Origin of the sequence: Citrobacter sp. KTE151, from assembly GCF_000398845.1 — a bacterium.
GTDB lineage: Bacteria > Pseudomonadota > Gammaproteobacteria > Enterobacterales > Enterobacteriaceae > Citrobacter > Citrobacter braakii.
The window spans coordinates 558,670-579,099 of record NZ_KB976065.1 but is presented as its reverse complement, the minus strand read 5'-3'; the positions used below and the strand labels follow the sequence as shown (position 1 = coordinate 579,099).

Annotated in this window: 15 protein-coding genes and 1 pseudogene; 12 read left to right on the top strand and 4 right to left on the bottom strand. The window is 54.7% G+C overall.

Features of this window, described 5'->3' with window-relative positions; translation table 11 throughout:
* Window positions 1-5: 5 nt before the first annotated feature.
* A complete protein-coding gene (gene yghU / locus WC7_RS05975) occupies window positions 6-872 on the bottom strand; it encodes a glutathione-dependent disulfide-bond oxidoreductase (protein ID WP_016154488.1) in 867 nt (288 codons plus the stop codon).
* Between the two features lie 218 nt (window positions 873-1,090).
* On the opposite strand from yghU, the gene WC7_RS05980 reads away from it, so the two are divergent.
* Together WC7_RS05980 and gss are read left to right on the top strand one after the other, a co-directional pair.
* Window positions 1,091-3,379 (top strand): FdhF/YdeP family oxidoreductase, encoded by a 2,289-nt coding sequence (locus tag WC7_RS05980; protein ID WP_016154487.1) that lies wholly within the window; start codon window positions 1,091-1,093, stop codon window positions 3,377-3,379.
* Window positions 3,380-3,532: 153 nt separating this feature from the next.
* Window positions 3,533-5,395 (top strand): bifunctional glutathionylspermidine amidase/synthase, encoded by a 1,863-nt coding sequence (gene gss, locus WC7_RS05985; RefSeq protein WP_016154486.1) that lies wholly within the window; start codon window positions 3,533-3,535, stop codon window positions 5,393-5,395.
* 180 nt (window positions 5,396-5,575) lie between these two features.
* Here gss and WC7_RS05990 read toward each other — a convergent pair whose 3' ends face one another.
* From WC7_RS05990 to WC7_RS06000, 3 genes are read right to left on the bottom strand one after another with little or no spacing between them, the layout of a single operon-like run.
* Window positions 5,576-6,115 (bottom strand): redoxin domain-containing protein, encoded by a 540-nt coding sequence (locus tag WC7_RS05990; protein WP_016154485.1) that lies wholly within the window; start codon window positions 6,113-6,115, stop codon window positions 5,576-5,578.
* Between the two features lie 41 nt (window positions 6,116-6,156).
* The gene (locus WC7_RS05995) at window positions 6,157-6,897 is read right to left on the bottom strand and encodes a hypothetical protein (protein ID WP_016154484.1); all 741 of its coding nucleotides are present in this window, start codon (window positions 6,895-6,897) and stop codon (window positions 6,157-6,159) included.
* Between the two features lie 8 nt (window positions 6,898-6,905).
* Window positions 6,906-7,145, bottom strand: coding sequence for a thioredoxin domain-containing protein (locus WC7_RS06000; RefSeq protein WP_016154483.1), 240 nt, complete (start codon window positions 7,143-7,145; stop codon window positions 6,906-6,908).
* Window positions 7,146-7,328: 183 nt separating this feature from the next.
* Here WC7_RS06000 and WC7_RS06005 point away from each other — a divergent pair, with 183 nt between their 5' ends.
* From WC7_RS06005 to WC7_RS06045, 10 genes and pseudogenes are all read left to right on the top strand, one after another.
* On the top strand, window positions 7,329-7,916 hold the full coding sequence (locus WC7_RS06005) for a MarR family winged helix-turn-helix transcriptional regulator (RefSeq protein WP_016154482.1): 588 nt from the start codon (window positions 7,329-7,331) through the stop codon (window positions 7,914-7,916).
* Between the two features lie 111 nt (window positions 7,917-8,027).
* Window positions 8,028-8,192, top strand: a pseudogene (locus WC7_RS25940) (IS3 family transposase); the annotation flags it as partial.
* Between the two features lie 555 nt (window positions 8,193-8,747).
* On the top strand, window positions 8,748-9,245 hold the full coding sequence (gene tssB / locus WC7_RS06010) for a type VI secretion system contractile sheath small subunit (RefSeq protein WP_016154481.1): 498 nt from the start codon (window positions 8,748-8,750) through the stop codon (window positions 9,243-9,245).
* Between the two features lie 33 nt (window positions 9,246-9,278).
* On the top strand, window positions 9,279-10,826 hold the full coding sequence (gene tssC / locus WC7_RS06015) for a type VI secretion system contractile sheath large subunit (protein ID WP_032947171.1): 1,548 nt from the start codon (window positions 9,279-9,281) through the stop codon (window positions 10,824-10,826).
* A 17-nt stretch (window positions 10,827-10,843) separates the two neighbouring features.
* Window positions 10,844-12,184 (top strand): type VI secretion system baseplate subunit TssK, encoded by a 1,341-nt coding sequence (gene tssK / locus WC7_RS06020; protein ID WP_016154479.1) that lies wholly within the window; start codon window positions 10,844-10,846, stop codon window positions 12,182-12,184.
* Complete coding sequence (tssL, locus tag WC7_RS06025; RefSeq protein ID WP_016154478.1) at window positions 12,181-12,870, top strand: type VI secretion system protein TssL, short form; 690 nt, start codon at window positions 12,181-12,183, stop codon at window positions 12,868-12,870. The genes tssK and tssL overlap by 4 nt, the downstream gene beginning before the upstream one ends.
* Entirely contained in the window at window positions 12,867-14,576 is a 1,710-nt protein-coding gene (locus tag WC7_RS06030) for an OmpA family protein (protein WP_016154477.1), read from the top strand. Before tssL ends, WC7_RS06030 begins: the two co-directional genes overlap by 4 nt.
* Before the next feature lie 5 nt (window positions 14,577-14,581).
* Window positions 14,582-15,073 (top strand): type VI secretion system effector Hcp, encoded by a 492-nt coding sequence (hcp, locus tag WC7_RS06035; RefSeq protein ID WP_016154476.1) that lies wholly within the window; start codon window positions 14,582-14,584, stop codon window positions 15,071-15,073.
* 172 nt (window positions 15,074-15,245) lie between these two features.
* Window positions 15,246-17,900, top strand: coding sequence for a type VI secretion system ATPase TssH (gene tssH, locus WC7_RS06040; protein ID WP_016154475.1), 2,655 nt, complete (start codon window positions 15,246-15,248; stop codon window positions 17,898-17,900).
* Complete coding sequence (locus WC7_RS06045; RefSeq protein ID WP_016154474.1) at window positions 17,897-20,392, top strand: type VI secretion system Vgr family protein; 2,496 nt, start codon at window positions 17,897-17,899, stop codon at window positions 20,390-20,392. The genes tssH and WC7_RS06045 overlap by 4 nt, the downstream gene beginning before the upstream one ends.
* Window positions 20,393-20,430 lie beyond the last annotated feature (38 nt).

The following is a 20,430-nucleotide window of genomic DNA, read 5'->3' as shown; positions in this document are numbered from 1 at the left end:
TTATTTTAGTTCTGGCGCTTATCTTCGGTTTGGGTATCGAAGTCGCTGGCGTCATGGCGTTCATGAAGCTGCTCGTTCAGCGGTCCGTTAGTGCGGTTTACAATACGACCACGCTTAACCGCCGGACGCGCTGCAATCTCTTTTGCCCAGCGTTGTACGTGCTTGTAGCTTCCTGCGTCAAGGAACTCTGCTGCGTCGTAGACGTTGCCCAGAACCACATTGCCAAACCATGGCCAGACCGCCATATCGGCAATGGTGTATTCATCTCCGGCCACAAACTGATGTTGCGCCAATTGTTTATCCAGCACGTCGAGTAAGCGCTTGGCTTCCATGGTGAAGCGATTGATAGCGTACTCAATTTTTACCGGAGCATAGTTATAGAAGTGGCCAAAGCCTCCGCCGAGGAACGGCGCTGCGCCTTGTAACCAGAACAACCAGTTCAGCGTTTCGGTGCGTTTTGCCAAATCCTGCGGCAGGAAATAACCATATTTTTCCGCCAGATAGAGCAGGATTGCGCCAGATTCGAATACGCGAACCGGTGGGTTTTGCGAGTGATCGCGTAGCGCCGGGATCTTCGAGTTCGGATTCACCTCAACAAAGCCGCTGGAAAACTGATCGCCATCGCCAATTCGGATAATCCAGGCATCGTATTCCGCGCCCTTCACCCCCTGCGCCAGCAACTCCTCCAGCATAATCGTCACTTTCTGCCCGTTTGGCGTACCCAGCGAATAGAGCTGCAGGGGATGTTTGCCAACCGGCAGCGTTTTCTCGTGGGTGGCTCCGGAAACCGGGCGGTTGATATTGGCGAATGCGCCTCCGTTCGATTTTTCCCACGTCCAGACTTTCGCGGGCTGATAGGTATTGTCTGACATATTGACCTGCCTTCTGAGTGGTTGTGTTGATGCAGTGTAGCAGTTAGGTAGAACTCAATTTAACAGATTGGAACTTTATGTCGCTTTGTGCTGAAAGGGGAAGATAAATCTAACCCGTTCATTGTACCCGGTCCGTACTCCATGAAGAGGAAATCAATGTTGGACGGAAGTTGCTACCGTATTCACCATTAAAAATTGGCGGTGAATAAGCAGTAATAATGAAAAATGGTGTTCCAGGAGTAAGCGGTTATCAGGGCCCGGCGGGTGGGTGGGGCGCGGTAAAAGCCGTCACTGCTTCGGTGTTTTCGCAAAAGGCTGTCGCCCGCGACATTATCGCGATGTTCAAAATGAACCAGGTGAAAGGGTTCGACTGTCCGGGCTGTGCGTGGCCGGACCCAGGGCACCGTGCGCCAATGGAGCTGTGCGAAAATGGCGTTAAGGCGGTCTCCTGGGAGACAACCAGTAAAAAAGCGTCACCGGAATTTTTCAGCCGTCACCCGGTTTCCACACTCTGGCACTACAGCGATTATGAGCTGGAAAATATCGGTCGTTTGACGCATCCGATGAAATACGATGCAGCATCAGATACCTGGCAGGCGGTGGATTGGGATATCGCCTTCCAGGAGATAGGCGAGCGTCTGCGCAGCTATGATTCACCCCAGCAGGTTGAGTTTTACACCTCCGGCAGAACGTCAAATGAAGCGGCGTTCCTGTATCAGCTTTTTGCCCGCGAATATGGCAGCAGCAACTTTCCAGATTGCTCAAACATGTGCCACGGACCGACCAGCGCAGGGCTAACGCCGGCCATTGGCCTTGGAAAAGGGACCGTTGAACTTGACGATTTTGACCATTGCGATCTGGTGATTTGTATCGGGCATAACCCTGGCACAAATCATCCACGTATGCTGACCACCTTACGCGACGTTGCCAAACGCGGGGCTAAAATTATCTCTATCAATCCGCTGAACGAAAGGGGGCTTGAGCGCTTTAGTTTCCCGCAAAGCCCGAAAGAGATGTTCACCGGTCAGTCGACGCAGTTGAGCAACGACTACTACCAGGTAAAAATGGGCGGTGACGCCTCGCTGCTCAAAGGCATCATGAAGGCGCTGATCGAAATGGATGAAGCGCGGATCTTACTGGATCAGCAACCGACACTCGATCATGCGTTTATCGATGAGCATACTGCTGGATATGCAGCGCTGTATGATGACTTACGTCAGCATAACTGGGCGGAGCTGGAACAGGACTCGGGCCTGACGCGCAGTCAGATGGAAGACCTGGCACACAGCTACAGTAAATCTCGTGCCACTATTATTTGTTACGGGCTGGGCATCACCCAGCATAAAAACGGTACTGAGAACGTCCAGCAACTGGTAAACCTGCTGCTGCTGAAAGGCAATATGGGTAAGCCTGGGGCGGGGATCTGCCCGTTGCGCGGTCATTCTAACGTGCAAGGCGACCGTTCCGTGGGGATCAATGAAGCGGCATCCGAAGACTTCCTGCAACGCCTGGAGACGCATTTTTCTATCCGTGTGCCGCGCAAACATGGCCGCTCCAGCGTGGAGAGTATTCGGGCCATCGAACGGGGAGAGGCAAAAGCGCTCATTTGCATGGGTGGCAATCTGGCGGTGGCGATGCCGCAGCCGCAGCGTACCTTTGCGGCGATGAAAAATTTGGATCTGCAGGTCCATGTTGCGACCAAGCTGAACAGATCGCATTTGCTGCTGGCAAAGCATAATTATCTGCTGCCTGCATTAGGTCGAACGGAGCGCGACATTCAGGCGACGGGGATCCAGTCGGTGACCGTCGAAGACTCGATGTCGATGGTCCACGCTTCCTGCGGCGCGCTGAAGCCAGCTTCCCGCTGGTTAAAATCGGAGCCCGCGATTGTGGCGGGCATGGCACACGCCACTCTGCCGCTTTCGCCGATCAACTGGGAAGCGTTAACCGGGGACTACGCGCTGATTCGTGACGCCATTGAAGCCGTGATCCCGGCGTTCCACGATTACAATGCCCGTATTGCCGAGCCGGGCGGATTTCGTATGGATACGCCCGCTTCGCGCCGTGAATGGCGAACGGCGAATGGTAAAGCCAACTTTATCGTCAGCCATCAGCGGGCGGTAGAGCGAGAAAATCAGCCTGCCGATGCACTGGTTCTGGCGACGCTGCGCAGCCACGATCAATACAACACCACTATTTATGGTATGAACGATCGCTACCGTGGCATTACCGGTCGTCGGGATGTGGTGTTTTTAAGCGCTGAAGAAGCGGCGACTCGCGGTCTGAACCAGGGAGATGTGGTCAACGTTCAGGCGCTGGACGACAGCGGCCAGCCCTGTGCGGATCGCATTATGTGCGGCTTGACGGTGGTGATTTACAACATGGCGGTGGGCTCAATAGGCGCTTATCTGCCAGAAGCGAATGTCCTGCTTTCGCTGGATGCGGTGGACACACAAAGTTTGACTCCGGCGTATAAAAGCGTACCGGTCACCGTGACAAAAGCGTAGTTCCTGCTGCGAATTTTTCGCCTCTGAGCGCCAGCCGCTGCGTTGAGGTGTATGATGATGTCGACCTCTGTCCGGTTAGTGTCGCAGAGCAGGCAATCAGAGCGAAAAATTCACGCCAACCTGCTCAGGCTGTATTGTTTTGAGGTAAGGTGCATGAGCAAAGGAACGACCAGTCAGGATGCCCCATTCGGGACATTATTGGGCTACGCCCCAGGCGGCGTAGCAATCTACTCTTCAGATTACAGCTCCCTCGACCCACGGGACTACGACGATGATGCGGCATTTCGCAGCTATATCGACGACGAATACATGGGCCACAAATGGCAGTGCGTAGAGTTCGCACGTCGCTTTCTCTTCCTTAATTATGGCGTGGTCTTCACCGATGTAGGCATGGCCTGGGAGATCTTTTCCTTACGCTTTCTACGCGAAGTGGTGAATGACAATATCCTGCCGTTACAGGCATTTCCGAATGGTTCGCCCCGCGCGCCGGTAGCCGGTGCTCTGCTTATCTGGCAAAAAGGCGGTGAGTTTAACGATACCGGCCATGTGGCGGTCGTCACCCAGTTGCTGGAAAACAAAATCCGTATTGCCGAACAGAACGTGCTCCATACGCCGTTGCCTCCCGGACAGCAGTGGACCCGCGAACTGGAGATGGTGGTTGAAAACGGTTGTTACACCTTGCGTGATACCTTTGACGACACCACCATCCTTGGCTGGATGATCCAGACCGATGATACCCGTGACAGCCTGCCGCAGCCGGAGATCGCCAATGACTCGCTGAAAATTGGCGGCGCGCGACTGGAAGATAACGGGCAGTTTGACGGTAAATGGCTTGATGAACAGGATCCGCTGCAGAAAGCCTACGTGCTGGCGAACGGCCACGTTATTAATCAGGATCCGCATCAGTACTTCACCATTACCGAGAGTGCAGAGCAGGAGCTGATCAAAGCCACCAACGAGCTGCACCTGATGTATCTGCACGCGACCGACAAAGTGCTGAAAGATGACAACCTGCTGGCGCTGTTCGATATCCCGAAAATCCTCTGGCCGCGTCTGCGCCTTTCCTGGCAGCGTCGTCGGCATCATATGATTACGGGACGTATGGATTTCTGTATGGATGAACGCGGACTGAAGGTGTATGAGTACAACGCCGATTCCGCATCGTGCCATACCGAAGCCGGTTTGATCCTCGAAAGATGGGCCGAGCAGGGCTATACAGGACAGGGACACAACCCAGCTGAAGGATTGATCAACGAACTGGCGGGGGCCTGGAAGCACAGCCGCGCGCGTCCTTTTGTCCACATCATGCAGGATAAAGATATAGAGGAAAACTACCACGCTCAGTTTATGCAGCAGGCGCTACGTCAGGCCGGGTTTGACAGTAAAATTCTGCGTGGCCTCGATGAGCTACGTTGGGATGACGCTGGTCAGCTGATTGACGGGGACGGTCGTCTGGTGAACTGCGTCTGGAAAACCTGGGCGTGGGAAACCGCAATTGAGCAGGTGCGAGAGGTCAGTGAAACGGAGTACGCTGCGGTACCAATTCGTACCGGGCATACGAATCAGGAAGTGCGTTTAATCGACGTGTTGCTGCGCCCGGAAGTGCTGGTCTTTGAACCTCTGTGGACGGTGATCCCTGGTAATAAAGCGATTCTGCCGATCCTGTGGCAACTGTTCCCACACCACCGCTATCTGCTTGATACTGATTTCACTGTTAATGAAGAGCTGGCGCAAACCGGTTATGCAGTGAAACCTATTGCAGGACGTTGTGGCAGCAACATCGATCTGGTGAGCCATCAGGAAGAGTTACTGGATAAAACCAGCGGAAAGTTTGCCGAGCAGAAGAACATTTATCAGCAGCTTTGGTGTCTGCCAAAAATTGCCGGTAAATATATTCAGGTTTGTACCTTCACCGTAGGCGGTAACTATGGAGGGACCTGCCTGCGCGGCGATGAGTCGCTGGTGATTAAAAAAGAGAGCGATATCGAGCCGCTGATTGTGGTGAAGGAAGAGTAATCTTTTTGCGTGCTCTTGATTGAAATGCGAAAAGCCGGAGTATATCTCCTAATGCTTGTCAGTTTAGCTTTTGATGGAAACCGTAATGCATAGCGTTGCGGTTTCTTTTTTACTGCCCGGGGATAATGTCTCACCCTTCCCACGGGCAGGAAAAAACTCTCCGCCATATCCAGTATCTCATTATGTAGTGGCACACTGCCCATCACTGCACCCTGATGCCATAGACGCGTCCTTGGAAACGGACAGCGATTCATTCAATAACGCCCCGATTTCTGCTCCCAGCGCGAGGTCGTCTACCTGACCAAAATATTGCTGGCGTAGGTATCCCTGCTGATCAATTAACGTCAACGTAGGTGTACCGCGCATAGCGTAGGACAGCATGGTCTGGGGGACATCATTGTCAGGAGACGGCATATCCACCCCGACGGGGAAAGGGATGCGGTATTCTGATAGAAAGGTTTCCAGTGCCTGTGCGGTCATTACCTCATGATGCTCAAAAACCGTATGTAGGCCAATAACGGCCACTTTATCCGGTGGAAAAGTGGCATACACACGTGAAACCTGCGGCAGTCCATGGGAAACACAGCCGGGACACAGCATCTGAAATGATTCCATTACCACGACCTTGCCGCGCAATGATTCCAGGGTTATCGGCTGTGACGTATTAAACCAGCGTTCAATTGTCAATGCTGGTGCTCGCGGATGACGAATGATATTCATGTTAACTCCAGAACCCGCACTGTGGTGCGGGTTAATTTCCGTTACTGGTTTACTTTCCCCGGCAGCGTCAGCTTGCCAGAGGCCACTTTAAATACATCCTCGACGCAAAGTAGCGGCGCATGAACGGACGCATTAACTCGTAGCCCGGCAGTTACACCATCAAACTGGCTGGCAGTGACCACGCCAATATTATCGAACGGAACTTTCACTTCTACAGTTTCGCCTGTCAGCGTAGGATTCCAGCCCGGACTGTCCAACAGTACCGGCAAGCCAGGCCAGGTTTTTGGCAGCCGAGGTTTTTGTCCCTCAGGAATATCAACTACGGCCAGTGCGCCAGGCCCGCAGACCTCGTTAGGCTTCAGCACCACCCAGTGGGTATGCCACAGATCGCCATCATTGTTGCGGTTACCATCGCCATTTTCATCATACAGCGGCGTATCATCCAGATCAGGATGGGATGTTACCGCCAGCGCCAGGATACCGGCCTTATGTTCAAATCCCACTTCATACGGATCGATCGTTGTCGGCCAGACATAAGAGAAAATTTCCGTTCCCGCTAGCTTACCTGTCGCTGCAGGCTTACTTTTACCTGCCTTGCCGGAAACTGCCATATGGAAGGTGGCAACATTCCCTTCGGTAGTGACTTTAGTGTGCACAATATCAAACTCAGCCAATACAGCCTTGTCGGCGCTGGTTTTAATACCGCCCTGATGAGGCTCATTGCCATGTGCACCGGCAGAGGTGGCGATAGCCATTGCTAATACAATCGCAATACGTTTCATTTTTATCCTTAAAGCAGATCTTTAATAAACGCACCAAAGTTGATGTGAAGCGGGATACCGCCATCCAGTACCAGGGCTGGAACAGATTGCACACCAGCTTCGATGGCCTCATTCAGTCGCGTTTTATCATTTCCGAGATGAACGATTTCTACCGTGTATTGAGCGGGATCGAGTGCCAGTGCGATTTGGTGTTCTGCATCTACGCATACCGGGCAACCTGCATGAAAGAAAACGGCTGTTTTACTCATGATGACTTTCCTTGTGTAATATCAAATGGTATCGAATCGATATCATTTGATATTACACACACACTGAAAATATTGTCAATATGGTTTTGAATCGATACTATTGATGACAGTACAACCCTATCGTTAGAAAGTCTGGACGTTTGTTTATCCAGCACGTATCCCGGCAAGCAGAGGCAGGTTACTGTGACACTCTTTGATATTCTTGAACGCCTGGTGAGCCTGCAAATGGGCAGCTTTTATCGCCATCCGCAACTGAAAGGACTCCCCACAACATGGGTTCAGATTCTTTTCTATTTAACGCGATGCAATGGTTATTCCAATACGCCCGCTGCAACAACGGAATACCTCGGGCTGACTAAAGGCACGGTATCGCAGTCCCTGAATAAACTAGAGCGTGAAGGTTGGATTAGAAGAGAAAATGACGGTAAGGATAAACGGGTTGTCCATCTGGTTCTGACATCCAAAGCGAGTGAAGTGATGCATAGCATCATGCAGGAGACACTGCAGGAGCCGTGGGATTCATTAGCTTTTTCTGAGGAACAACTGAAAACAGTTTTTCTGGCCCATCTGCGGAGTATGCAGAAAAATCAGGGGGCCAGAATGTTTGGTGAGTGCCGTTTTTGCCGTTTTCATCAGTCGATAAATGGGCATCCCTGGTGTGGTCTAACAGAAGAGCCAATTCCCATGGAAAGCATCACATTAATTTGTCGTGAATTTGAGGAACCGGAAAATAGTTGCAGCGTTAGCGATCAGAACGAGGGAAAGGTCTAGAGACTGGCTTTTGAATGGGTAAAGTGCGGACATAAAAAAATCCAGAAAATGGCATGCGCATTCTCTGGATTTTGTAGTGGAACACTGAATTTGGCCACCTGAACAGAGGTGATATGCTCACTCTGCCACGTGTTCGGGGTTCATCGCAGCAGTGAAAAAACAGACGGCAGACGGGCTGTATTACGCGGTCAGGTTCTGGCGTTGCATAACATCAACCATGGTTTTGCTGGCGCAAAAAGTATCGTGACCATGGCAACGCTGAGAGGCTTCCGGATGAGGGCAGGCTGATTACACCGATTGAATTTCTTGTGACTGGCGATTTGTCATCGTGTATGGCGGTTTTCCAGGCCCATGCCCTCCCAGGCGTCATACAGCCCTGACATTAAATGAAACGCTCTCTTTCGGGACATAAAACCGATTATGTTCCTGATGCTTTCCTTATGGCTATTGCGGTGTTTCCCACATGAAGCAAGGCTATGACTTACTGCCCCCTTTTATTTCTTTCTGATCTCAAACCATTTCCTTGAAAGCACATTGGTGTTTTTAACTTTCTTATATTGATGTAGATCAATTCAAGATCGCTTTATTAATAATTATCCGTTCATTTTAACTGCTGCGACATAAATGTTTGTTTTGTGTGCTGGTAATAGTCCATTTTACTGACATCTCAGCACTATTCACTATTAACATTTAGAGGAAAACTCCTAAGAATTTACTTAAAATAGATTAAAGATCGGTAAATTTGATCTATTGTCGATCATTGTTCTATTATCACATGTAAAGAACTTTCGTTTGAAAGATGCACGCAGTGATAAACCGAGGGATGATGAGATGGCTGATAGTTTCCAGAATGAAGTGCCAAAGGCACGTATTAATCTAAAGCTTGACCTGCATACAGGGGGAGCCAGCAAGAAAACTGAGCTCCCTCTGAAATTACTGGTGGCGGGCGACTTCAGTAATGGTCAGGAATCTGCACCACTGTCTGAGCGCAAAAAAGTTAACTTGAACAAGAATAATTTCGACTCAGTTCTTTCCGAATATTCCCCAAAAGTCAATCTGACCGTTAAAAACACGCTCGCCAGTGATGGTAGCGAAGACAATATCAGTCTGATATTCCAGAGCATGAAAGATTTCACCCCGGAGCAGGTTTCCCGACAGATCCCTCAACTGAAGGCAATGCTTTCCATGCGTAACCTGCTTCGCGATTTAAAAGCGAACCTGCTGGACAATCAGGCTTTCCGAAAGGAGCTGGAAAAAATTCTGCTCGACCCGGCGTTAAGCGCAGAACTCCGCTCAGAGCTGTCTGCTCTGGCACCTAAACAGCCATAACGGTCACGATGATTTAACGGATTAAAAAGGAAGATGCTGATGTCTGTAAAAAATGAGAATGCGACTGGTGGCGAAAGCGTGGTGCTGGAACGCCCTGCTGCGGGCGGGGTTTATGCGTCCCTGTTTGAAAAAATCAACCTGAACCCGGTCTCTGAGCTGAGTGCGCTGGATATCTGGCAGGACGCGCAGGCGATGTCGGATGCGACTGCAGATGAACGTTTAACGGCGGGGATGCAGGTATTTCTCGAATGCCTGACGAAAGCGGGCTCAAAAGTTGAAAAACTCGATAAAAACCTTATTGACCACCATATCGCAGAGCTGGACTACCAGATTAGCCGTCAGCTGGATGCGGTAATGCATAGCGAAGAATTCCAGGCGGTGGAGAGCCTGTGGCGTGGCGTGAAATCCCTGGTCGACAAAACTGATTTCCGTCAGAACGTGAAGGTTGAACTGCTGGATATGTCCAAAGAAGACCTGCGTCAGGACTTCGAAGACAGCCCGGAAATCATCCAGAGTGGACTGTATAAACATACATACATTGATGAGTATGACACCCCGGGCGGTGAACCGATTGCCGCGCTGATTTCCGCTTACGAGTTTGATGCGTCTGCGCAGGATGTTGCTCTGCTGCGCAACATTTCAAAAGTGTCTGCCGCAGCGCATATGCCGTTTATCGGCTCCGCTGGCCCGAAATTCTTCCTCAAGGATTCAATGGAGGAAGTGGCGGCCATCAAAGATATTGGTAACTACTTTGACCGTGCGGAATACATCAAGTGGAAATCCTTCCGCGAGACGGACGATGCCCGCTATATCGGTCTGGTGATGCCGCGTGTACTGGGTCGTCTGCCTTATGGTCCAGACACCGTGCCAGTGCGCAGCTTCAACTATGTGGAAGAAGTGAAAGGCCCGGATCACGACAAATACCTGTGGACTAACGCCTCGTTTGCTTTTGCGTCTAACATGGTTCGCAGCTTCATCAACAACGGCTGGTGTGTGCAAATCCGTGGCCCGCAGGCCGGTGGTGCCGTGCAGGATCTGCCTATTCATCTGTATGACCTGGGTACCGGCAATCAGGTCAAGATCCCGTCAGAAGTGATGATCCCGGAAACCCGCGAATTTGAGTTTGCCAATCTGGGCTTCATTCCGCTGTCCTACTATAAAAATAGAGATTATTCCTGCTTCTTCAGCGCTAACTCCACGCAGAAGCCGGCACTGTATGACACTGCGGATGCAACGGCCAACAGCCGTATCAATGCCCGTCTGCCGTACATTTTCCTGCTGTCGCGTATTGCACACTACCTGAAGCTTATCCAGCGCGAAAACATCGGCACCACCAAAGACCGTCGTCTGCTGGAGCTTGAGCTGAACACCTGGGTGCGCAGTCTGGTGACTGAAATGACCGATCCGGGCGACGAGCTGCAGGCTTCTCACCCGCTGCGTGACGCCAAAGTGGTAGTGGAAGACATTGAAGACAACCCGGGCTTCTTCCGCGTGAAGCTGTACGCCGTGCCGCACTTCCAGGTGGAAGGGATGGACGTCAACCTGTCACTGGTTTCCCAGATGCCGAAAGCCAAGTCATAAGCTAAGGCAGGAAGCCAATGAAAACGGAACAACCGTTATGGGGAAGGGGCGTTATGGTCTCTCCCCAGCATTTCCAGCAACAGGCCGCATACGCGGCCTGGTCTGCGGAATGCATTGCCCGACTGGGCCTCTCCCATCCCTGGGGGATGATTGATGCCACTTTCGAACCGGATGCACTGAAACTGGGCCGCCTGCAGGCCCGTCATCTGCACATCCGTTTCCCCGACGGCATGCTTATCGACACGGATAATGCCGACGCCCTGCCGCCGGTGCTGGCGCTTGAGGGCGAATCACAGGAAGTGGTGGTGGTTCTGGCGCTTCCGCTACTGCGGGCAAATGGCGGTAACTGCCTTAAACCCGATGAGGTGGCCGAGCGCCCTGTGCGTTATCGCCAGCGCTGGCGGGATGTCCGTAACGCCTTTGGGGACGATACCCGCCAGATTGCGGTGATGCAGCCCGAGCTGACGTTGCGTTTCGCCCATCAGAACAACAGTGATTACCTGACCTGTCCGGTCGCCCGTCTACATCAGGATTCACAGGGGAGCTGGGCACTCGATGAAACCTTTCTTCCGCCACTGCTGGCTCTGCAGGGCAGCCGCTGGCTGGTGACCCAGCTGGAACAGCTGATGATGCAACTGCGTGCCCGTCTGAGTCGCCTGATGGACATGCGTCGTGAAAGTAACGAGCGCATGGCCGATTTTGCCGTGGCTGACGTGTCTCTGTTCTGGTTGCTCAATGCCCTGAACAGCGCAGAACCCGTACTCGGACAGTTTCAGCGACACCCGCAAAGTCCGCCGGAGCGTCTGTATCCGGAGCTGGCAAGGCTCGCGGGCAGTCTGCTGACCTTCTCGCTGGAACACCAGGTGAGTGCTATTCCTGTCTGGCAGCATGAGCAACTGAATAACGTCTTCCCGCCGCTCTTTGACCTACTGGGCGACCTGCTGGAAGCCAGCCTGCCGTCGCGGGTGGTAGCGATTGAGCTTGAGCATGATGCCCGGCTTCACTTCTGGCAGGCCCGTCTGCATGACCCACGCCTGCGCGAAGGGGCGGATTACTACCTCTCCGTGCGTTCACCGATGCCGGTGGCACAGCTGCAGGAACAATTCCCGCGCCAGTGCAAGGTCGGCAGTCCCGATCATGTCAGGAGTATCGTCAATTCATCACGGGTGGGTGTGCCCCTGATGCCCCTGCGTCATGTGCCAGCCGCCATCCCACTGCGTCTGGAAAACCAGTATTTCAGCCTCGATGTCTCTCATCCTCTGGCCAGCGAAATGCTTCAGGGCGGCACCTGTATGTTTTACGTTCCGGGCATGCTCGGCGAGCCTGAACTTGAACTCTTTGCGGTACTGAGAACATGAGTGAGTCCAAACGCAGCGCTGCTGCGTCCATTGATATTGATGCCCTGCTGCAGGACACCTGGCTGCAGGTGATCAGCCTGCGTCACGGTCCGAAGTTTCAGGATGGAGAAGGGCGCATGTTGTGGGAGCGCTGCATTGCTGATGTCGAACGCGTGCAGCGTGAGCTGAAAGCGAGCGAACTCGATGAAGCCAGCTGTCAGCATATTCTCACTGCACAGTGTGCGCTGCTTGATGAAGCCGTCAAAGGTCGCGGTGTGGAGGATGATGCCTGCCTGCAGTGGTATGACATTCCTCTCCAGGGGCACTTCCTTGGCACCATGGATGCCGGTGATACGCTGTGCGATCGGATGCGCGATGTGCTGCGTGAACCGGCGCCCGACCACGCTGTTGTGACCTGCTTCCAGCGGGTCATGATGCTGGGGTTTCTCGGCAGTTTCCGCTCGCTGAACGATCCGGAGCGCCAGAAACTCGTCAACGCGCTCAGTGAACATGTCACGCCGTTCAGCTATCCGCAGGCTCACCCGATACTGGCAGAAAGCCGTACCGGACGAGGAATGGGGGGTTGGCTGGCGTCATGGCCCGTGCGTATCGGCCTGAGCGTGATGGTAGTCGCCGCACTCTGGTGGGGACTGGATCACTGGTTGGATCAGACGCTGCTGACCCTGCTACCGGGAGCCGTGAAATGAGTCCTGAACAACAGCGCGGGCTTGCGTTGTGGGCCGCCCTGCTGAGTGCAGTGGTCTGCCTGGGTTTCCTGCCGGTGTCCCGACTGGTTTCTGTGCTTGTTCTGTTGGCGATGCTGGGGCTTATCCTGGCGTTCTGGACTGTCGCCAGTCGTCGTGCGGAGCATGACGTCACCCTGCGTCTGGATGACCTCCCGGAAGCCACTTATCGTCAGCCCGTGGTGTTGGTCTGTGGCGATCTGCCGCTGGCATGTATGCAGAAGTCACCGGTGCTCACTGTCACGCAGGGATGCTGGATCCGCGTGGAGGATCATCAGGATCTGGAGCAGGCAGCCCGCCAGGTACTGTGGTTGCGACCTGACTGGGGTCGCCAGCTGTCGGTGATGGTCAGCGTCTGTCCACAGAAACACGCCGACAGCGAGCGCCTTACCAGTCGTCTGCTGGCCTTGCGCTGGCAAATCAGCCAGTTGCGTAAAGAAACCGGGCATTCCTTGCCGCTGGTTCTGAATGGTCAGGTTGGCAGCGCGATGACGAATGATCTGCTCTGGCAGGCGGCTATCCCGGGGGAAGGGGTGAGGGTCTGGCGTGAATCTTCAGCGCCGAGTTCAATCGCTACATGGGTCACCACCGGTGGGTCGCCTGCGATGCAGCAACAGGTGCTGATGAACAGCCTGATGAGCTGGTTCCATCAGCACGTCAAAGCTGTCTTTATGGATGAGAACCCCGACGTTCCTGTCATTGCGCCTACCGCGGTGCTTTGGGGAATGGGACCGATCCTTGCCGGAAGTCTGGCCACATCTGCCTGGACTGCGTGGCTTTCCCGTCACACTGCGATGCAGCAGGTAGCGGGCTGGCAGCCGGTAGGAACGGACAGTACGGTTATCTCCCCCTTCCCGGATTTTATCCTGCCACTGCTGCCCGAAGGGCGAGGCCTGACGCCGCGTGGGCGAGCCTTCCGTTGTGCGCTCGGGATTTTCACGCTGGCGGCCATTGCTGCGCTGCTCAGTAGTGGCTGGAACAATCGCCAGTTGCTGCAGCGTGTGAGCTTCGATATTGCCCGTTATGACCGTATCCCGATGCATGATTTCGGACCCAAAGCCGATGCCGTTGCTGTCCTGCGTGACGATGCGGCAGAGCTGAATGATTGGTCGCGCAATGGCGTACCGATGCGGATGGGGCTCGGTCTGTATCAGGGGGAGCGTCTGCGAATGCCTGTGCTGGATGCGATCCGTTCCTGGGTGCCTCCACCTCCGCCGCCTGAACCACAGCCGAAACCCAAACCGGTACCGAAAATTGTCCGCCTCGACAGCATGTCGCTGTTCGATTCCGGTAAATCCGACCTCAAGCCGGGCTCCACCAAAATGCTGGTGACCTCCCTGGTTGGCATCAAAGCTAAACCGGGCTGGCTGATTGTGGTGTCAGGTCACACCGACAACACCGGCAATCCAAAACTGAACCAGACGCTTTCACTTAAGCGTGCCGAAGCGGTGCGCAACTGGATGCGTGATACCGGTGATGTACCGGAAAGCTGTTTTGCGGTGCAGGGCTATGGCGAAAGCCGCCCGATCGCAACGAACGACACCCCGGAAGGGCGCGCACTTAACCGTCGTGTCGAAATCAGTCTGGTACCGCAGGCCGATGCCTGTCAGATACCGGGCAATCCCCAGGCGTCATCGGATGATGGCGCAGATAAAACTGTAATGGAGTAAATCACATGGCAATTCCTGTTTATCTTTGGCTGAAAGACGACGGCGGCGCGGACATTAAAGGTTCTGTGGACGTTCAGGATCGTGAAGGCAGCATCGAAGTTGTCGCTCAGGAGCATAACCTGTACATCCCGACCGATAACAACACCGGCAAGCTGACCGGTACCCGTATCCACACCCCGTTCCTGTTCACCAAGGAAATCGACTCGTCCAGCCCGTATCTGTACAAGGCGGTGACTACCGGTCAGACCCTCAAGTCTGCGGAATTCAAGTGGTACAAAATCAACGACGCGGGTCAGGAAGTTGAGTACTTCAACACGAAGCTTGAGAACGTGAAGGTGGTGAAGGTGAATCCGGTGATGCACGACATCAAGGATCCTTCCTACGAAAAGCACAACCATCTGGAGCAGATTGAGTTGCGCTACGAAAAAATCACCTGGACCTACAAAGACGGCAACATCATTCATTCCGATTCCTGGAACGAACGCGCCACCGCGTAAGTCACGAGCGGGCAGAGCTTCTCTGTCCGCTTTTCTTTTTGCTGAGCGTCTGCCCGTCGGGCGTTGAGCAAAAAAAACATAAACCGCCAGCCCGACCGCATGCGCTTTGGTCCCCTGAACGGGAAACAGCGAAGGGCGGTAGCGTGCCCGGAAGCCATCAAGAGAGAGATTCATGGAAAATCCAGCCATCCTGTTACGACGTCTGAACCCTTACTGTGCCCGTGCGATGGAAGGGGCGGCTTCGCTCTGTCAGACCCGCGCCCATGCGGAAATTTTGCCGGAGCACTGGCTGCTGAAGCTGCTAGAACAGGGGGAAGGTGACCTGACGGTGCTGGCACGCCGCTACGAGTGGGATATGGATGCACTGTGGCAGGCGTTGCTCGGCTGGCTGGATAATCAACCGCGTTCGGTTCGCAGCCGCCCGCAGCTATCCGCGGATATTCAGAAGCTGATGCAGGAAGCCTGGATGCAGGCCTCACTTGCCGGAGAGGAAAGTATCCGAAGCCAACACCTGCTGATGGCGCTGACGGAAAATCCACGACTTGCTCACTGCGACGGGCTGTGGCCGCTGCTGACGCTGGGGCAGAGTCAACTGGAACGTCTGCGTCCGCTGCTTGATGCGCAGTCCGATGAACGCCCGGAAGTACAGCAGGAAGCCGAACTGGCACAGAGCCATGGCGGAGAAGTGGAGTTCGTCGGGCGTCCTGTCGGCGCGGAGGTAAAAGAGGGAGAACTGAGCCCGGCCCTGCAGAACGCGCTGGATAAATTCACTCTCGACGTCACTGCCAAAGCCAGAGAGGGCAAAATCGACCCGGTATTCGGTCGCGACACTGAAATCCGCCAGATGGTGGATATTCTTTCCCGTCGTCGTAAGAACAACCCGATTCTGGTCGGCGAGCCGGGTGTCGGCAAAACTGCGCTGGTGGAAGGCCTGGCGCTACGAATCGCTGAAGGCAACGTGCCGGAAAGCCTGAAAACCGTGGTACTGCGTACCCTCGACCTCGGCCTGCTGCAGGCAGGGGCTGGCGTGAAAGGTGAATTCGAACAGCGCCTGAAAAACGTGATTGATGCAGTGCAGCAGTCGCCGGTGCCCATTCTGCTGTTTATCGATGAAGCACACACCATTATCGGCGCGGGCAACCAGGCGGGCGGTGCGGATGCGGCCAACCTGCTGAAACCGGCGCTGGCGCGCGGTGAACTGCGCACCATCGCCGCCACCACCTGGTCTGAATACAAACAATATTTTGAACGTGATGCGGCTCTTGAGCGCCGCTTCCAGATGGTGAAAGTCGACGAGCCGGATGACGATACGGCCTGCCTGATGCTGCGTGGTCTGAAATCACGCTATGCCGAACACCATGGCGTGCATATTACTGACGATGCGGTACGCGCCGCCGTCACGCTGTCCCGCCGTTATCTGACGGGCCGCCAGTTGCCGGACAAGGCCGTCGATTTACTCGATACGGCCAGCGCCCGCGTGCGCATGAGCCTCGACACCGTGCCGGAGCCGCTGACCCGTATTCGCGCGCTGATGACCTCGCTGGACATAGAGAAGCAGGCGCTGCTGGAAGATATCGCAGTCGGCAATCAGAGCCACGGCGAACGCCTGACCGCCATTGAGCAGGAAGAGAAGGACCTTATCGCTGAACTTGACGAACTGGAAGCCCGGTACGGCGAGGAGCTGAAACTCACCGAACAACTGCTGGAAAGCCGCCAGGACATCTCCCGCCAGAGTGAGACGCACGCGCTGCAACAGGCGCTAAACGGCATACAGCACAGCAACCCGCTGCTGTCGGTGGATGTGGATGTCCGCACCGTCGCCAATGTGATTGCCGACTGGACAGGTGTGCCGCTCTCTTCCCTGATGAAAGACGAGCAGACTGAGCTGCTGACCCTGGAAAATGAAATCAGCAAACGCGTGGTGGGTCAGGACGTGGCACTCAACGCTATCGCCCAGCGCTTGCGCGCGGCGAAGACCGGGCTGACGTCAGAGAATGGTCCGCAGGGTGTGTTCCTGCTGGTCGGTCCAAGTGGCGTCGGCAAAACTGAAACCGCGCTGGCGCTGGCGGATGTGCTGTACGGTGGCGAGAAGTCACTCATCACCATCAACCTGTCCGAGTACCAGGAGCCGCATACGGTGTCCCAGCTGAAAGGCTCGCCGCCGGGCTACGTCGGCTACGGTCAGGGCGGCATTCTGACCGAAGCGGTGCGCAAGCGTCCGTACAGCGTGGTGCTGCTCGATGAAGTGGAAAAGGCGCACCGCGACGTGATGAACCTGTTCTACCAGGTCTTCGACCGTGGCTTTATGCGCGACGGCGAAGGGCGCGAAATCGACTTCCGCAACACGGTTATTCTGATGACCTCGAACCTCGGCAGCGACCACATCATGCAGTTGCTGGACGAACAGCCAGATGCCAGCGAAGGCGACTTGCAGGAACTGCTGCGCCCGACTCTGCGCGACCACTTCCAGCCTGCGCTGCTGGCCCGCTTCCAGACCGTGATTTATCGTCCGCTAGCGGAAGCGGCGATGCGCACCATCGTGGAAATGAAGCTGGCGCAGGTGAGCAAACGCCTCAACCGTCACTACGGCCTGACCACGCAGATTGATGAGAGCCTGTATGACGCACTGACTGCCGCCTGCCTGCTGCCGGATACCGGGGCGCGTAACGTCGACAGCCTGCTGAATCAGCAGATTCTGCCGGTGCTGAGCCAGCAACTCCTGACCCACATGGCCGCGAAACAGAAACCACAGTCGCTATGCCTTAGCTGGAGTGAGGAAGAGGGTATCGGGCTGGAGTTTGACCGTACACAAGGAGTGCACGCATGAGCAACAATCCCCCGATCAGATTCAGCCACAACCATCACCTGCTGGCGGTGAAGGGCTGTGCTGCAGAGCTCGATGTGCTGGCGTTTGAAGGCGATGAAGCCCTGAGCTCGCCGTTCAGCTACCGGATTGAGTTCACCAGCGGCAACCATGCCATCAGCACAGAAATGATGCTGATGAAAGCGGCTTCCCTGACGCTGCAGGCCCCGGTTGACCAGGGTTACGGCATTAAGCTGCAGCAGCCGGTGCGGGTGATTCAGGGTTTGGTGAGCGGCTTTGAACGCCTCAACACCTCAAAGGATGAAACCCACTATGCCCTGACGCTCCAGCCACGCCTGGCGCTGCTTGACCGTTCGCATCAGAACGTCATTTATCAGGACATGTCGGTCCCACAAATCGTGGAAAAAATTCTGCGCGAGCGTCACAACATGCGCGGTCAGGATTTTCTGTTCTCACTCTCAAAAGAGTACCCGCGTCGTGAGCAGGTGATGCAGTACGGCGAGGATGACCTGCACTTTATTACCCGTCTGTTGGGTGAGGTGGGCATCTGGTTCCGGTTTACTACTGATACGCGCCTGAACATCGGCGTCGTGGAGTTTTATGACGGTCAGCAGGGGTATGAAAAAGGCCTGACGCTGCCATCGGTTCCGCCATCAGGACAGCATTCAAAAGGCGTGGACTCGGTCTGGGGCATGGAGAGCCATCATAACGTGGTGCAGAAGCAGGTCAGCACCCGTGATTACAACTACCGTCAGGCGACGGAAGACATGAACACCCGGGTCGATGCGACTCGCGGGGATGCCACCACCTACGGTGATGCCTACCACTATGCCGACAATTATCTGACGCCGGGCAGCGCATACGACCGCAATCCGGCGCCGGAATCGGGGGCGTTCTACGCCCGCATTCGTCATGAGCGCTACCTGAATGGTCAGACGCAGACGCATGCCATCACCAGCTGCCCGACCCTCTCTCCTGGGCAGGTGCTGAAAGTCACCGGCGGGTACGAAGTGGCAGAGGTGTTTGCTCAGGGCGTGGTCGTCACAGCGATGCACAGCCATGCGCGCCGTGATGAAGACTTCGGCGTCAGGTTCGACGGCATCCCGGACAGCACTGATTTTAGTTTCCGCCCTGAGCCTGGCTCACGCCCGGTGATGGCCGGCACATTGCCGGCCCGCGTCACCAGCACCACCGAGAACGATACCTACGGCCATATCGATAAAGATGGCCGCTATCGCGTCAACATGCTGTTTGATCGTGACAACTGGGAAACCGGATTCGAAAGCCTGTGGGTGCGGCAGTCCCGCCCTTATGCGGGTGATACCTACGGCCTGCATTTGCCGCTGCTGGCGGGCACCGAAGTGGCGATTGGCTTCGAGGACGGTAACCCGGACAGACCGTACATTTCTGGCGTACTTCACGACTCGGCCCACGGCGATCACGTCACCATCCGCAACTACAAACGTAACGTCCTGCGCACACCGGCGAACAACAAAATCCGCCTCGACGATGAGCGCGGGAAAGAGCATATCAAGGTTTCCACTGAGTACGGCGGCAAGAGTCAGCTGAATCTCGGACATTTAGTGGATGCGGAGAAGCAGAAGCGCGGTGAAGGTTTTGAGCTCAGAACCGACAGCTGGGGAGCCATCCGGGCACAGAAAGGGCTGTTTATCAGTGCGGACGGGCAGGCGAAAGCGCAGGGGCAGGTTCTTGATATGGAGCCTGCGCTCACGCGGCTTTCAGCAGCATTAGTGGAGATGGAATCTCTTGCGGCCAGCGCACAACAGGCTCAGGCGCTGGCAGCGGATATCGGCCGCCAGCAAAAACTCCTGAAGCAAAAAATCGAGCAGTTGCATGAAGAGGTCATCCTGGGCAGTGCGCCGAAAGGCATGGCGCTGGTGAGTGGCGAAGATTTGCAGGTATCAGCCAGTGACAATCTGACGCTGACGGCAGGTAAGCAACTGGATGTCGGAGCACAGAAAGATTTCACGCTGGCTGCGGGTAAACAACTCAGCCTGTACAGCCGTGAAGGTGCAAAATTGTTTAGCTCGCATAACGATATTGATATTCAGGCTCAGGGGGGAAATATCACCACGTGGTCGACACAGGACACGCATATTTCGAGTGGCAGGAAACTGGTCGTGACGGCGCAGGATGAACTGACGCTGATATGCGGGGGGGGATATATCAAAATTAAGGGTGGGAATGTTGAGATTGGCGGGCCAGGTAAGCTGCTTATCAAAAACACCGGTATCAAAAAAGCGGGTTCTGGCAGTCTGCAGGGGGTAATGAAGTCGTTTGAGCCAGCAACATTTGATGAGAAGTTTGTTGTCAGAAATGCGCTAACAAAAGAACCGATACCTGGTAAGGCGTACAAAATCACTATGCCAGATGGTTCTGTCGTTTCCGGTGTTACAGATTCGTCGGGCGCGACGTCGCTGAACTCATCTGATGTTATCGACAATATGCTCATTACCCTGGTTAAGGCGCAATAATATGAAATGGAATCAGTCAGACAGAAAAGTACTCACAA